We start from the raw sequence: 14,267 nt of genomic DNA, 5'->3' as shown, positions 1-14,267 counted from the left end.
CGAGGGCGGCCACACGGGCCGCCCTCGGGTCAACATCTACAACTGGAAGCGAGCTACTCGGCCTCGGGGTGCTCCGAGCGCGACGCGTCCGGCTCACCCGGCAGGACCTTGTCCTCCGGCGCCTCGTCGTCACCGCTCGCGTCACCCTCGGCCGCGCCGACGCCCACCGGCTTCGGTGCCTTCTTGGGCGCGACGACCGACAGCGTCACCTCGGGATCGCCCTCCGGGCGGTCCTCCGGCGCCTTGTCGACCATGACCGTCCCGCCCGGCACCAGCTCGGCGCGCAGGACGAAGTCGGCCAGCGGATCCTCGATGTAGCGCTGGATCGCACGGCGCAGCGGGCGGGCACCCATCGACGGGTCCCAGCCCTTCTCGACCAGCAGGTCCTTGGCCTCCTCGGACAGCTCCAGCTGGAGCTCCCGCTCGGCCAGCGACTGGCGGATCCGCTGCAGCAGCAGTTCGACGATCGTCTTGATCTCGTCCTTCTGCAGCTTGTGGAAGACGAGGACGTCGTCGATGCGGTTGAGGAACTCAGGCCGGAAGACCTTCTTGAGCTCGCCCATGACCCGCAGCTTCATGTCGTCGTACGTCATGCCCGTGTCGTCGTCGCTGACGGCGAAGCCCAGCGGCGTGTTGCGAGCGATCTCGGAGGCGCCGATGTTCGACGTCATGATCACGATCGCGTGACGGAAGTCCACGGTGCGGCCCTGGGAGTCGGTCAGGCGACCGTCCTCCAGGATCTGCAGCAGGATGTTGAAGACGTCCGGGTGCGCCTTCTCGATCTCGTCGAGCAGGAGCACGCAGTACGGCTTGCGCCGCACGGCCTCGGTGAGCTGGCCGCCCTCGTCGTAGCCGATGTAGCCGGGAGGCGAGCCGACGAGCCGCGAGACCGCGTGCTTCTCCATGTACTCGGACATGTCGATGCGGATCATCGACTCCTCGTCGCCGAACAGGAACTCGGCGAGCGTGCGGGCCAGCTCGGTCTTGCCGACGCCGGACGGGCCGAGGAACACGAACGAGCCCGTGGGCCGCTTCGGATCCTTCAGCCCGGCGCGGGAACGCCGGATCGCCTTCGAGATGACCTCGACCGCCGCGTGCTGCCCGATGACGCGCTTGTGGAGCTCTTCCTCCATGCGCATCAGCTTCTGCGTCTCGGCCTCGGTGAGCTTGAACACCGGGATGCCGGTCCACATCGAGACGATGTCGGCGATCTCCTCCTCGCCGATGGCCGGACGCTCTGCGCCCTCGGCCTCGCCGGCCTCCCACTGCTCCTCGAGCTCGCGCTTCTTGTTCGTCAGGCGCCGCTCCTTGTCGCGGAGGTTGGCGGCCTTCTCGAACTCCTGCGCCTCGATCGAAGCTTCCTTCGAGCGGCGCGTCTCCTCGATCTCCTCTTCGAGCTCCCTGTAGACGGGAGGCGAGGTCATCGACTTGATGCGCATGCGCGAAGCGGCCTCGTCGATGAGGTCGATCGCCTTGTCCGGCAGCTGCCGGTCTGCGATGTAGCGATCGGCGAGCTCCGCCGCGGCCTCGAGGGCCTCGTCGGTGATCTCGATCTTGTGGTGCTGCTCGTAGCGGTCGCGCAGGCCCTTGAGGATCTGCACCGTCTCCTCGGGAGACGGCTGCTCGACCCGGATCTGCTGGAAGCGCCGCTCCAGCGCGGAGTCGCGCTCCAAGTACTTGCGGTACTCGTCGAGCGTCGTCGCGCCGATCGTCTGCAGCTCGCCACGCGCCAGCGCGGGCTTGAGGATCGACGCGGCGTCGATCGCGCCCTCGGCGGCACCCGCCCCGACGAGGTTGTGGATCTCGTCGATGAACAGGATGATGTCGCCGCGCTGGGTGATCTCCTTCATCACCTTCTTGAGGCGCTCCTCGAACTCGCCGCGGTACTTCGAGCCGGCGACGAGGGCAGCCAGATCCAGTGTGTAGATCTGCTTGCCCTTGAGCAGCTCGGGCACGTCGGCGTTCGTGATCCTCTGGGCGAGGCCCTCGACGACGGCGGTCTTGCCGACGCCCGGCTCGCCGATCAGCACGGGGTTGTTCTTCGTGCGGCGCGAGAGGATCTGCATGATCCGCTCGATCTCGTTCTCACGGCCGACGACCGGATCCAGCTTGCCGTCCTGGGCGAGCTTGGTCAGGTTGCGCCCGAACTGGTCCAGCAACTTGGAGGACTTCTTGCCCTCGCCGGTCGCTGCGCCGCCCTGCGTGGCACCCGCGCCCGCGCCGGCACCGCCCTGCCGGCGGCCACCGGGGCCGGACAGCATGCGGATGACCTCGTTGCGGATCTTCTCCGAGTCGGCGTCGAAGTCCAGGAGGATCCGGGCGGCGACGCCCTCGTTCTCGCGGACCAGGCCGAGCAGGATGTGCTCGGTGCCGATGTAGTTGTGGCCGAGGCTCAGCGCCTCGCGGAGCGCCAGCTCCAGCACCTTCTTCGCACGCGGCGTGAACGGGATCTGGCCCGACGTGACCTCTTCGCCGGAGCCGACGATCCGCACCACCTGGGCGCGAACGCGCTCCACGGTGATGTCGAGGGACTCCAGCACACGCGCGGCCAGCCCCTCCTCCTCACGGAGAAGGCCGAGCAGGATGTGCTCGGTGCCGATGTAGTTGTGCTTGAGCGTTCTTGCCTCTTCCTGGGCGAGCACGACCACCTGGCGGGCTCGCTCTGTGAATCGCTCGAACATCTTGGGGAACGTCCTTCCTACTGCGGGGGGAGTGTCGCGAGTTGGTCGGTCGAAGAGGTGGTCCGGATGGAAATTCGTTGACGCAAGGTCAAACGGCGCTGGAGGTCACCGAGTTACCCGATCTGCCCGTCTATTCGACCGTTGCGGCCGAGAAGATGAGCGAATCGGGTCCGTTCGGCGGGCATGAGGCAGTTTACCGCAGGGTCCGATGGAGCCTGACGGGGTGTGAACCGCCTGCAGACACGCGCGTTCCGGTCTTCTGCCGGACCGTCATGGGGTGCGTCGGCGCGATTTGGCGCGCGAGCGCCGGGTTCGATCCTCACTTCGTGCGTGCCCTGAGCCAGCCGACGATCTCCTCGTGCTGCGCGTCGCGCGCCGCGATGCGCTCGACCATCGACGCGTCGCGCTCCGTGTCCTGCTCAGCCCAGGTCAGGCCGTTGGCGTCCAGGAACCGCGCCGTCAGCAGGAACGCCGATCGCTTGTTGCCATCGGGGAGCGGGTGGTTCTGAACGAGATGAGCGATGAGGACCGCAGCCTGGTCGTGCAGCTCCGGATAGGGCTCTTGGCCCTCGAACGAGGCGAACGGAGCGTTGATCGCGGATTCGGCTGAACCCATGCGCGGAAGCCTGCGCACCGCCTCCGGCGACGCGGCAAGCAGGAACGCCGCGAGATCGATGTAGTCCTCCAGCGTCGGCCGCCAGCGCGGTGGAGCCACGCCGGCGGTCCTACCGGCCGAGACGGTCGAACGTCTCGCGGTGCTTCGCCGTGAACTCCTGGGCGAAGGCGATGTTCTCGTCGTGACGCCCCGCGCGATCCTGATCGGCGAGTCGCGCGCCGAGGATCCGCACGTCCTCGTCGTCGAGGGCGTAGCGCGCGCGGAGATCCTCGCTCACCTGCTGCACGAGCTCCTCGGTGATCGGTCGCGCGCTCATCGACGCGAAGTCTAGACCGCGGACTTGTCGGGTCAGTCCCTGCATCGATGGCGAAGCGGGGACATCGCGTGCGGTCTCCGCCGACGCGTCAGTCCCGCATCGCGGGGAAGAGCACGATCTCGCGGATCGAGTGGTGGCCGGTCATCAGGAGGACCAGGCGGTCGATGCCGACGCCGATCCCGCCGGTCGGCGGCATGCCGTGCTCGAGGGCCTGGACGAAGACCTCGTCGTAGGGCGTGGTCTCCTCGTCGCCGGCCTCGGCGAGGCGGACCTGGGCCTCGAAGCGGGCGCGCTGCTCGTCGGGGTCGTTGAGCTCGGTGAAGGCGTTGCCGAGCTCCATGCCGTTGGCGAAGACCTCGAAGCGCTCGACCAGGCCCGGCTTGCTGCGGTGGTCCTTGGCGAACGGGCTGAGCGCCTTGGGGTAGTCCGTGACGAACGTGGGCTGGATCAGCTGGGGCTCGACGCGCTTGGAGAACAGGTCGTCGACGAGGCCGGGCCACTCGAGGCCGTCGGTCGGGATGTCCTCCAGGTTGGGCGCGGCCTTGATCGCGGCGACGAGGGACTCGACCGTGTCGTTCTCGATGATGTCGACGCCGGTCGCCTCCTTGATGACGTCGGCGAGCGGGACGCGGCGGTAGGGCGTCGCGTCGAAGTCGATCTCGCCCTCGTAGTCAGCGGCCTGCGCCAGGCGCGGCAGCAGCTCCTCGACCTCGCGCATCATGTCCTCGTAGTCCGCGTAGGCCTCGTACCACTCGACCATCGTGAACTCGGGGTTGTGCTTGTAGGACACGCCCTCGTTGCGGAAGTCCTTGCCCAGCTCGTAGACGCGCTCCAGGCCGCCGACGATCAGGCGCTTGAGGTACAGCTCGGTGGCGATCCGCAGGTAGAAGTCGCGGTCGAGCTGGTTGTGGTGCGTCGTGAACGGGCGCGCGGCGGCGCCGCCGTAGAGCGGCTGCAGCACCGGCGTCTCGACCTCGACGAAGCCGCGCTCGTCCAGGAACGCGCGGACGGCCGCGACGATCTTGGCGCGCTTGATGAAGAGCTTCCGGGTCTCCTCGCTGGAGATGAGGTCCAGCTCGCGCTGGCGGAAGCGGGTCTCGACGTCCTTGAGGCCGTAGTGCGCGTCGGGCGGCGGGCGCAGGGCCTTGGCGAGGACGGTGTAGTCGTTGATGAGCAGGGAGAGCTCGCCGCGGCGGGTGACGAACGCGGTGCCATCGATGCCGAGGATGTCGCCGAGGTCGACGGCGTCCAGGAGGCGCGCCATCTTCTCGTCGCCGAGGACGTCGATGCGCGCCTGGAGCTGGATCCGGCCGGAGCGGTCGACGAGGTCCAGGAACGCCATCTTGCCCTGGCCGCGTCGTTGCGTGAGGCGGCCGGCGACGCGGTAGGTGTTGGTGGTCTCCGCGCCGGCCTCGAGGCCGGGGTTCTCGTCGTGGACGGTGCTCGTCGCGACCACGCCGGGGAACGACGGCGGGAACGGGTCGATCCCGGCGTCGCGCAGCGCCTCGAGCTTGCGGCGGCGAACCGCCAGCAGCTCGTCGTGCTCGGCTTGGGTGGTCTCGGGCTCGGGCGTCTCGCCCGGCGTCGCGTCGGGCTCGGCCATCTCGCTTCGAGAGCCTAGAGCCCGATGTCGATCTTCGTGATCTTGAGCTTCCGCGCGGGGCCCTTGGGGACCGGCACGGAGACGGTGTCGTTGCGCCTGTGACCGATGACGGCGCGGCCGACCGGCGACTCGTTGGAGATCTTCGACTCGGCCGGGTTGACCTCGGCGGAACCGACGATCGTGAACTTCTGCGACCTGCCGGTCTTCTCGTCCCTGACGTGGACGGTCGTGCCGACGCCGACGACGTCCGAGGAGATCTCGTCGGGGTTGACGACGGTCGCGGCGCGGATGCGCTCCTCGAGCTGGGCGATCTTCGACTCGAGCATCGCCTGCGCGTTCTTCGCGTCGTCGTACTCGGAGTTCTCGGAGATGTCGCCGAACTCGCGCGCCTCCTTGATCCGCTCGGCGACCTCACGGCGGCCTTCGCTCTGGAGGTGGTCCAGCTCGTCCTTGAGCTTGGTGAGGCCTTCGGGGGTGAGGATGACGTCTCGAGGCATTCAGTGAGGGAGTTAGCGCGGTCCGGTCCGGAAACGGCATCTCGCGCGATCCCCGGCCCAGCGAGCGCGGCAGTATAGCGTCGCGCGAACGACCTGCTGAGCCGTGTTGGGCGCGGGGTTTCGGGACCTCGTACGTGTCCAGAACCCGGTGCGTCGAGCGGCGCTCGTGCCGCGGGGTCAGGCGGCCAGCAGCGAGGCGGCGTAGGCGTCGATCGCGGCGCGTGCCTCGGCCACCGACGACGTCTGCTGCATCAGGGTGTGGAGGTCCTTCCCGGCGTCGAGACGCTCGACGTACCAGGGGTGGAACTTGCGCAGGTAGCGCCCGCCGCGCTCGGAGCCGAGGTGCTCCTCGGCGCGGTCGAGGATCCAGTGCCACTCCGTCAGGATCTCGTCAGTTTCGGGGTCGCCGGAGCGCAGGCCGAGCAGCTGCTCGAACAGCCACGGGTTGCCGAGCGACCCGCGGGCGAGCATGACCGCCGCCGCGCCGGTGTGCTCGTAGGCCGCCTGGACCTCCTCGACGCTCTGCATGCCGCCGGTCAGGATCACCGGGACCGGGAGCGACGCCACCAGCTCGGCGGCGAGGTCGTAGTCGGGCACGCCCTTGTGATGGACCTTGGCCGAGCGCGGGTGGAAGGTGATCGCCGAGACGCCGGCCTCCTCGACGAGGCGGTGCGACAGCTCGATCCCGGACGTCCGGTCGCCGGGCACCGAGCCCGAGCGCAGCTTGACCGTCACCGGCTTGCCGCTGCCCTCGCGCGCCGCACGCGCGACCGCGACCGCGGTGTCCGGGTCCTTGAGCATCGCCGCGCCCGCGCCGGTCTTGCAGACCTTCGGGACCGGGCAGCCCATGTTGAGGTCGATGACGTCGACCTGCGGGACGTGCTCGGCCACGTAGGCCGCCGCCGACTTCATGACCTCGGGGTCCTGGCCGAACAGCTGCAACGCGGTCGGCCCCTCGTCGGGATGGACCCGCAGCAGCTCGGTGAGCGTTCTCTCGTTCCCGTAGTGGATCGCGAACGACGACACCATCTCGCTGTAGGCCATCCCCGCCCCGTGCCGCGCCGCCTGCAACCGCACGAACCAGTTGCCGATGCCCGCCAACGGGGCGAGCAGCACACGGTTGGGCAGACGCAGGCCGGCCAGTTCCCAGGGATCGGTGAGAGCAGGACGAGACGTCACGAGGGCCTCCAGGATAGACGCGACCTCGACGACCGCCCGCGCACGGGCCGTTCGACCGACGGCACCTCGACGACCGCCCGCGCCGAGCGGCAGGCGCGGAGCCGCCCGGGCCCGACGTCGCGATCGACCCGGATCGTGCGGCCGCCCGCGTCGAGCCAGTGGAGGTCGAGGGGGAAGCGCATCCCGAAGGTGTGGATCGAGCGGCAGGGCGCGAGCCGCAGTGCGAACGGCGGCGGGTCGCGGTGGCCGAGCAGGCCGCGCAAGCGCGCGCGGCGGGTCGTGGCGTCGCAGATCGGGACGTCGTCCAGCCCGGGCGGTCCCGCCGCGGGGAGTGCTGTGATGGTCGGGCTCATGTCGCTACTAGGTCCCGAGCCGGAGAAACTCGCCCCCCTGCCGCGGGAGCTCTTCCGGGCGGTGAGTGCGTTGTTGGAGGTGTTGGCGCCGCCGTTGGTGGATCGGGAGATGACGAGGGCGTCGGTGCGGGGTGAGGGCGTCGAGGTCGTGATCGCGCATGCGGAGGTGATCGCGTACTCGGTCTGGGTCCAGGCGGAGAAGGACACCATCTTGGTCGGGTGCTCGGCGATGCACGAGGAGCGCGGGACCGCCTCGGAGGCGCTGGCGCTCGTCGCCGCGCTGCTGTGCGGCGAGCGCGAGGTGGCCGGCTACGACGGCGTCGCGCTGCGGCCGGACTTCGGCGTCCGCAAGCCGTAGCGCTGGGTACACGCATCCGGCGATGGGACGACTCGTTGTGATGGTGGTCGCACGCCCGCGTTGCTGAGGCGTCGCGTTGTGATGGTGGTCGCGCTCGCCGCGGCCGCGGTGGGGCCGGCCGGGTGCGGCACGCAGGACGCCCCGGCGCCCGCGAGGACGGTCACTGCGGCCCAGCGCCCGGAGCCCGCGGAGGACCTCGGCCCCGCGATCGATCCGGGCGACGCGCGGTGGTCCCTGCGGCTCGGCGACGACGACGCCATCCTCGCGCTGGCCGCGCGGTCCGGGCGGCGGGCCGACCACCGGGTCCCGATGCGGTTGCTCCAGGGGCGACACGACGCGGGGCTCGTCCGCGCGGCGATCGCGGAGATCTGGACGGACGTCGATCCTGGCGGCGACAGCCTCCGCACGCTCGACGCCGAGCAGCGCGCGGTGTACGCGCTCGCGTGGGCCGGCGTGGACCTCGACTACGGCGGCTTCTTCCAGCTCGCCGGCGACAACGCCGCCGCCCCGCTGCTGCGCGACCTGCACGCGACCGCCGTGCGCGTCGGCGCGCCCGCGCCGCTGGCCGGCCTCATCGCCCTGGCGCAGAGGGTCCGCTCGAAGCCCCGCACCCGCGACGACTGGGCGCGCTTCGACGCCCGCTACGCCACGCTCCAGCGCCACCGCGACACCTCGCTCGCCCACGTCCTCGCGCAGTACATCGCCCGCCACCGCAGCGCGTTCGCGACGCCCTAGCCGGCCGGCGACGCGTTGCGCTCGTGGAGGAGCTTCAGGCCCTTGAGGGTCAGGAGGTCGTCGACGACGTCGATCGACTCGGTGTAGGGCACCACCACGCCGGCCAGACCGCCGGTGGCGATCGTCGCGGCTTCCTCGCCGAGCTCCTCCTGGATGCGGCCCAGCAGGCCGTCCACCGCCGAGGCGAAGCCGAAGACCACGCCGGAGCGGATCGCGTCCACGGTGCCCTTCCCGATCGCGCGCCTCGGCGCGACCAGGTCGATGCGGGGCAGCTTCGCGCCGCGCGACGTCAGCGCGTCCAGCGAGATCTCCACGCCCGGCATCAGCACGCCGCCGATGTACTCGCCCGCCGACGACACGACGTCGAAGTTCACCGCGGTCCCGAAGTCCACGCTGATGCACGGCCCGCCCAGCCGCTCGTAGGACGCGACCGCGTTGACCAGCCGGTCCGCGCCCAGCTCGCGCGGGTTGTCGATCTTGATCGGCATCCCCGTCCGGATCCCCGGCCCGACCGCCAGCATGCGGTGCCCGAGGTAGTGCTCGGCCATCGCCAGCCACTCCGGCTCGAGCTGCGGCACCGTGGACGACACGATCGACGCGCTCAGGTCCGCCAGGCCGACCCCGCGCAGCTCCAGGAGGTTCCGCAGAGCAGCGCCCAGCTCGTCGGACGTGGACGTCCGCACCGTCGCGAAGCGCCAGTGCTCGACCAGCTCGTCCCCACGGAACGTCCCGAAGTGGGTCTGCGTGTTGCCGACGTCAACCACGAGGAGCATCAGGCGGGCATCATGCCAACCCGCGCCGACCGGTCGCCCGCCCGGGTAGGGTCCGCCCATGCCCGCTCGCCTCTACATGGTCCACGGCTCGCACCCCTGCGAGACGGTCATCAAGGCCTTCGAGATCAAGGGCGTCCCGTTCAAGCGGGTCGAGCTGCCCGCCTCGTCGCAGCCGCTGGTCATGAGCGTCGTCTTCAGCGGCCGGACCGTTCCCGGCGTCAAGTTCGACGACGGCGAGAAGGTCCAGGGCTCCCGCAGGATCCTCCGCGCGCTGGAGGACCGCGTCCCGACGCCGCCGCTCTACGCGGGCCCGGCCGGCGCCTCGGCGATCCTCGAGGCCGAGCAGTGGGGCGACGAGGTCTTCCAGTCCGTCCCCCGCCGCCTGCTCTGGCCCGCCTTCACAAAGCACCGCGCCGCGATGCACGGCTTCCAGGAGGGCCAGTCCTCCCCCAAGCTACCCAAGCCCGTCGTCGTCGCCGCCTCGCATCTGATCCTCCCGATCGAGCGCAAGATGAACGGTGTCACCGACGAGCGGGTCCGGGCCGACCTCGCCGAGCTGCCGCTGATGCTCGACCAGATCGACGCGTACATCGCCGCCGGAACGCTGAACGGTGAGCAGCCCAACGCCGCCGACCTCCAGATCGCGCCGTCGATCGCCCTGCTCTGGGCGCTGGAGGACGTGCGGCCGCTGATCGCCGGGCGCCCCGCCGAGGAGTTCGCCTTCCGCTGGTTCCCGCGCCCGGTCGCGAGCGTCCCGCCAGGCGGGCTGCCGGTCGAGAGCGCCGCTCAGGCGGCCACGCTCCCCGCCAACTGAGCCTCCGCGCCCGCGAATGCGCCGACCAGCGCCGCCACGCGGTCCGGCTGGTCCCACGACACGAAGGTGTAGGCGTCGGTCAGCTCCTCGACGCGCGCGTCCGGGAACACGGCCGCCAGCCGGTGCGCGTTGGCGAGCTTGAAGAAGTGGTCCTCACGCGCCCACACGATCAGCACCGGCTTGGTGAAGGACGACAACTTCGCGGCGTTGTCCAGCAACACGCTCGGCCTGATGCCCGCCAGGACCTTGCGGAGGTCGCGCATCACGTCGCGGTCGCGCAGCGCGCGCAGCGCCCAGCCGTCGGTGACGTCGTCCGGGACCGGCCGCCGCGTCAGCCAGCCGTAGGCCAGCGGCAGCCGCCGCACGCGGCGGCTCCGCATCGGCTGCAGTAGCGCCGCCAGCCCGCCCGGCAGCTTCGCCGCCCTGAACAGCCCCGCGAACGCCTTCGGCGGGAAGTCCTCGAACGCGTCGCACGGCGTCAGCACGAGCTTGCCCACGCGCGGCGCCGCGCGGCCGGTCACGACGAGCTGGCACAGCGCGCCGCCGGTGTCGTTGCCGACGAGCACGACGTCGGTCAGCTCCAGCGCCTCCAGGAACGCAGCGATCAGCTCGGCGACCCCGTGCGGCGACAGGTCGGCGTCCGCGCGCAGCGGGAGCTCGTGCGACCCCAGCGGCAGCTCCGGCACCACGCAGCGGCAGGACCCGCGCAGCCGCTCGACGACCGGGTCCCACAGGCGCCCGTCGACCAGCGCGCCGTGGATGAACACGACCGTCGGGCCCCTGGAAGAGCCCTCGTCGCGATAGCGGATCGTCCCCTGGTCCAGCGTCACTTCGGGCATCTCGTCGGGCCCTCCGGGTAGCTTTGCGTACAGGCAGTACGCAACTTACATACAGGCTGTATGGATTTCAAGACCACCAACAAGCAGGTCCAGCGCTCGGCGATCACCCGCAGGGCGCTGCTCGAGGCCGCCCGCGGCCTCTTCGGCGAGCGCGGCTACGCGGCGGTCGGGACCGAGGAGATCGTCCGCCACGCGGGCGTCACCCGCGGCGCGCTCTATCACCAGTTCAAGGACAAGGAGCAGCTGTTCGAAGCGGTCTTCGAGGAGGTCGAGGCGCGGACCACGCAGCGGATCGCCAACGAGGCGCTCGGCGGCGCGACCGACCCGGTGGCCGCGCTGCGCGCCGGCGCCCGCGCGTTCCTGGCCGTCTGCGCCGAGCCCGAGGTCGAGCGGATCGTCCTGCTCGACGCGCCCGCCGTCCTGGGCTGGGAGCGCTGGCGGGCGATCGGGCTGCGCCACGGGCTCGGGCTCGTCGCCGGGACGATCCAGGCCGGGATCGACGCGGGGCTGATCGCGCCCCAGCCCGCGACGCCGCTGGCGCACGTCCTGATCGGGGCGCTCGACGAGAGCGCGCTCTACGTCGCCCGCGCGGAGGGTCCGGAGGTCGCGCGCGCCGAGGTCGTCGGGATCCTGGACCGCATGATCGACGGGCTCGCGGCATGACGACGACGTTCCCGATCGAGACCGAGCGCCTGCGCCTGCGGCCGATCGCGCCCGCCGACGTCGAGCCACTGCAGGCGATCTACGCCCACCCGGATGTCGAGCGCTGGATCGGGCCCGAGCTGGCCGCCGACCTCGACAGGTCGGTGCAGGAGCAGATCGCCCTGCAGGCCGCGCGCGGGTTCTCGATGTTCGCCATCGAGGACCGCGCGACCGGCGTGCTGCTCGGCGACTGCGGCCTGCAGCCGCTGGAGATGAAGGGCCCGGAGATCGAGATCGGCTGGGACCTCGCGCCGCACGCGTGGGGCCGCGGCTACGCGACCGAGGCGGCGCGGGCGGTCCTGGCCCGCGCGTTCGGCGAGTGGTCGCTGGACCGCGTGATCGCCGTGATCAAGCACGACAACATCGCCTCGCAGCGCGTCGCCGAGAAGCTCGGTCTCATGCCGGAAGGCGAGCGCCACGCCTACGACGAGCAGATGCTCGTGTACGCGGCGTACCCTTGAGGTCGCAAGTGGGTCACGGGCACGATCACAGCCACAACGGAGGCGCCGGCCACGGCCACAGCCACGAGATCTCCGCGGACGCCGACCGCGGCAAGCTCGCGGTCGCCCTCGCGCTGATCCTGGGGTTCATGGCCGTCGAGGTCGCGGTCGGGATCGCGGCGTCGTCGCTGGCGCTGCTCTCCGACGCCGCGCACATGCTCACCGACGCGGCCGCGATCGCCCTCGCGCTGCTGGCGATCTCGCTCGCCCAGCGGCCCGCGCGCGGCGCGTTCACGTTCGGGCTCAAGCGCGCGGAGATCCTGAGCGCCCAGTTCAACGGCGCGACGCTGCTGGTCCTCGGCGTGCTCGTCGTCATCGAGGGCGTGCGCCGGATCATCAACCCGCCGGACGTCGAGGGCACCGCGGTGCTGATCGTCGCGCTGATCGGCGTCGCCGTGAACCTCGCGGCGACCAGGGCGGTCGCGGGCGCCAACCGCGACTCGATGAACATCGAGGGCGCCTACCAGCACCTGCTGACCGACCTGGCGGCGTTCATCGCCACGGCGATCGCGGGGCTGATCGTGATCCTGACCGGCTTCAAGGAAGCGGACGGGATCGCGGCGCTGATCGTCGCGACGATCATGTTGTACGCCTCGTACGGCCTGCTGCGCGACTCCGGCCGCGTGTTCCTGGAGGCCGCCCCGCGCGGCATGGACGTGCCGGAGATCGGCAAGGCGCTCGTGCACCAGCCGGGCGTCGTCGAGGTCCACGACCTCCACGTCTGGGAGGTCTCGTCCGACATGCCGGCGCTGGCCGCGCACGTGATCGTCGGCCGCGACTGCGACTGCCACGCGGCGCGCCTGCAGCTCGTCGAGGTGCTCCGCGACCGCTTCGGGATCGAGCACACGACGTTGCAGATGGACCATGAGGGGGGCGACCTGGTGCAGTTGGAGGTCAACTGCCAGGAAGGCCTCCCGCGGATCAGAGCGTGAGCGTGAGCGGCGGTCCGCTGCGGCGGACGCCCTCGGTCACCGGCAGCGCGGCGAGGGCGTCGGAGAGGCGGGCGCCGGCGGGCGTCTGCAGGTTGTAGTCCATCTCCAGCAGCGGGATCAGGACGAAGCGGCGTTCGAGCAGGCCGGGATGCGGGATCGTCAGGCGGTCGGATGACCACGCGGTCGACCCGTACAACAACACGTCGACGTCGATCGGGCGCGGGCCGTGGTGGACGTAGCCGGGACCCTCGGTGACGCGGCCGAGGGCGCGCTCGACGTCCTTGCACGCCGCGAGCAGCGCGTCGGGGTCGACACCATCGACGACCTCGACGGCGACGCAGGCGTTGAGGAAGACCGGCTGGTCCTGGATGTCGCCGACCGGGTCGGTCTCGTAGACCGACGACGACTGCACGGTCGTCACGCCCCGCTCGCGCAACGCGTCCACCGCCGCCTGCAGCTGCGCGCGCGGGTCGCCGACGTTCGCGCCGAGCCCGAGGTACGCGCGCGCGCCGCCGCCGCTCATGACCCCGGGAACAGCAGCGCGAGCTGGCGGCTCTGCGCGAGCAGCGTGCCGTCCGGCGCCCAGATCGTCCCGTCCTCCTCGAAGAACCCGCCCGCGGAGGTCGTCGAGGTGAAGCGCGCGAGGACGGGATCGGTCGCCGACATCGACGCCAGCGGCAGGCGCTGGCGGAAGTGGATCGTGAGGTCGATCGTCGGCGCGGGCGCCGGTGCCTTCAGCAGCGCGAACGGCGCGGGCAGCCAGGCGTCGCAGTAGAACGCGAGCGCCGCGGCGTCCGCGACGCGCGGCTCGGCGAGGCGCAGCCAGCCGCCGACCAGCGCCTCCTCCCCGCCCGCGGCCATCGACAGCCCGCCCGGACCGGCCATCGCGCCGAACAGCGGCTGCAGTGCGGTGCGCAGCGCGATCTCCGGGACGCCGGGCGCCTCGGGCACCACGTGCAGGTCGGACGGCGGCGGGCCCACGTCGGGCGCGGGCTGCGCGTAGTCGGCGGCGGTCGGGAAGTCAGAAGCGAACGCGGCGAGCGCCAGGACCATCGGCCTGCCGCCTTGGACCATCCGTGCCGAAAGCGAGGTCAGCGTCCGCCCCGCGCGCTCGACCGTCACGTGGACCTCGGCCGGCTCGCCCGGGACCGGCGGGCGCAGGTAGTGCAGCGTCAGCGAGCGCGGCGCGCGGTCCGGGTCGCCGACCGCGTCGGTCAGCGCGCGCAGCATCAGCGCCGCGATGTAGCCGCCGTTGGGGCCGCGCGGGACCGCCCAGCGCGGGGAGATCGTGGCGTCGTAGACCCCCGGGGCGCCCGCGGGCGCGACCGCGGTGTCCGCGTCGAACGTCGTCGTCATGCGGTGAGTGCGT

Annotated in this window: 17 protein-coding genes; 6 read left to right on the top strand and 11 right to left on the bottom strand. The window is 71.2% G+C overall.

All coding sequences use genetic code 11. The annotated features are described in order from the left end of the window. Positions 1–53: 53 nt before the first annotated feature. The 7 genes from H030_RS30550 to H030_RS39620 form a co-directional block, all read right to left on the bottom strand. Positions 54–2,681 carry an ATP-dependent Clp protease ATP-binding subunit gene (locus H030_RS30550; RefSeq protein ID WP_051222115.1) on the bottom strand — a complete coding sequence of 876 codons (2,628 nt, stop codon included), beginning with the start codon at positions 2,679–2,681 and terminating at the stop codon, positions 54–56. 319 nt (positions 2,682–3,000) lie between these two features. Beyond that, positions 3,001–3,396 (bottom strand): type II toxin-antitoxin system death-on-curing family toxin, encoded by a 396-nt coding sequence (locus H030_RS30545; RefSeq protein ID WP_051222113.1) that lies wholly within the window; start codon positions 3,394–3,396, stop codon positions 3,001–3,003. A 10-nt stretch (positions 3,397–3,406) separates the two neighbouring features. Next, positions 3,407–3,613, bottom strand: a complete 207-nt coding sequence (locus tag H030_RS39625) for a hypothetical protein (RefSeq protein WP_027005857.1) — start codon at positions 3,611–3,613, stop codon at positions 3,407–3,409. An 88-nt stretch (positions 3,614–3,701) separates the two neighbouring features. Further along, positions 3,702–5,216 carry a lysine--tRNA ligase gene (gene lysS / locus H030_RS0108845; RefSeq protein ID WP_051222111.1) on the bottom strand — a complete coding sequence of 505 codons (1,515 nt, stop codon included), beginning with the start codon at positions 5,214–5,216 and terminating at the stop codon, positions 3,702–3,704. A 14-nt stretch (positions 5,217–5,230) separates the two neighbouring features. Beyond that, positions 5,231–5,713 (bottom strand): transcription elongation factor GreA, encoded by a 483-nt coding sequence (greA, locus tag H030_RS0108840; protein ID WP_027005855.1) that lies wholly within the window; start codon positions 5,711–5,713, stop codon positions 5,231–5,233. A 177-nt stretch (positions 5,714–5,890) separates the two neighbouring features. Continuing rightward, positions 5,891–6,892 carry a tRNA dihydrouridine synthase gene (locus H030_RS0108835; RefSeq protein WP_051222109.1) on the bottom strand — a complete coding sequence of 334 codons (1,002 nt, stop codon included), beginning with the start codon at positions 6,890–6,892 and terminating at the stop codon, positions 5,891–5,893. Further along, entirely contained in the window at positions 6,889–7,245 is a 357-nt protein-coding gene (locus tag H030_RS39620) for a DUF192 domain-containing protein (RefSeq protein WP_051222107.1), read from the bottom strand. The genes H030_RS0108835 and H030_RS39620 overlap by 4 nt, the downstream gene beginning before the upstream one ends. 61 nt (positions 7,246–7,306) lie before the next feature. On the opposite strand from H030_RS39620, the gene H030_RS39615 reads away from it, so the two are divergent. Both H030_RS39615 and H030_RS0108820 read left to right on the top strand, forming a co-directional pair. Further along, positions 7,307–7,603: a hypothetical protein gene (locus H030_RS39615; protein WP_196809053.1), complete on the top strand. Its 297-nt coding sequence runs from the start codon at positions 7,307–7,309 to the stop codon at positions 7,601–7,603. 81 nt (positions 7,604–7,684) lie between these two features. Beyond that, positions 7,685–8,338 carry a hypothetical protein gene (locus H030_RS0108820; protein ID WP_027005853.1) on the top strand — a complete coding sequence of 218 codons (654 nt, stop codon included), beginning with the start codon at positions 7,685–7,687 and terminating at the stop codon, positions 8,336–8,338. Here H030_RS0108820 and H030_RS0108815 read toward each other — a convergent pair. After that, positions 8,335–9,111, bottom strand: coding sequence for a type III pantothenate kinase (locus H030_RS0108815; RefSeq protein ID WP_027005852.1), 777 nt, complete (start codon positions 9,109–9,111; stop codon positions 8,335–8,337). The two genes, H030_RS0108820 and H030_RS0108815, sit on opposite strands and share 4 nt — an antisense overlap. Positions 9,112–9,169: 58 nt before the next feature. Here H030_RS0108815 and H030_RS30530 point away from each other — a divergent pair, with 58 nt between their 5' ends. Continuing rightward, complete coding sequence (locus H030_RS30530) at positions 9,170–9,925, top strand: glutathione S-transferase family protein (RefSeq protein ID WP_081690621.1); 756 nt, start codon at positions 9,170–9,172, stop codon at positions 9,923–9,925. Here the strand turns inward: H030_RS30530 and H030_RS0108805 are convergent. After that, on the bottom strand, positions 9,898–10,764 hold the full coding sequence (locus H030_RS0108805; protein ID WP_027005851.1) for an alpha/beta fold hydrolase: 867 nt from the start codon (positions 10,762–10,764) through the stop codon (positions 9,898–9,900). The two genes, H030_RS30530 and H030_RS0108805, sit on opposite strands and share 28 nt — an antisense overlap. Positions 10,765–10,824: 60 nt before the next feature. Here H030_RS0108805 and H030_RS40415 point away from each other — a divergent pair, with 60 nt between their 5' ends. From H030_RS40415 to H030_RS0108790, 3 genes are read left to right on the top strand one after another with little or no spacing between them, the layout of a single operon-like run. Then, positions 10,825–11,427: a TetR/AcrR family transcriptional regulator gene (locus H030_RS40415; RefSeq protein WP_027005850.1), complete on the top strand. Its 603-nt coding sequence runs from the start codon at positions 10,825–10,827 to the stop codon at positions 11,425–11,427. After that, a complete protein-coding gene (locus H030_RS0108795) occupies positions 11,424–11,927 on the top strand; it encodes a GNAT family N-acetyltransferase (protein WP_027005849.1) in 504 nt (167 codons plus the stop codon). Before H030_RS40415 ends, H030_RS0108795 begins: the two co-directional genes overlap by 4 nt. An 8-nt stretch (positions 11,928–11,935) precedes the next feature. Then, entirely contained in the window at positions 11,936–12,898 is a 963-nt protein-coding gene (locus H030_RS0108790; protein WP_035126017.1) for a cation diffusion facilitator family transporter, read from the top strand. Here the strand turns inward: H030_RS0108790 and folK are convergent. Beyond that, positions 12,888–13,421: a 2-amino-4-hydroxy-6-hydroxymethyldihydropteridine diphosphokinase gene (gene folK / locus H030_RS0108785; protein ID WP_027005847.1), complete on the bottom strand. Its 534-nt coding sequence runs from the start codon at positions 13,419–13,421 to the stop codon at positions 12,888–12,890. The two genes, H030_RS0108790 and folK, sit on opposite strands and share 11 nt — an antisense overlap. After that, positions 13,418–14,254, bottom strand: a complete 837-nt coding sequence (locus H030_RS0108780) for an acyl-CoA thioesterase (RefSeq protein WP_027005846.1) — start codon at positions 14,252–14,254, stop codon at positions 13,418–13,420. Before H030_RS0108780 ends, folK begins: the two co-directional genes overlap by 4 nt. Positions 14,255–14,267: the final 13 nt, after the last annotated feature.

The sequence above is a fragment of the Conexibacter woesei Iso977N genome, from assembly GCF_000424625.1.
GTDB classification, from domain to species: domain Bacteria; phylum Actinomycetota; class Thermoleophilia; order Solirubrobacterales; family Solirubrobacteraceae; genus Baekduia; species Baekduia woesei_A.
The sequence above is the reverse complement of the archived record's forward strand: the minus strand, read 5'-3'. Positions and strand labels throughout refer to the sequence as shown.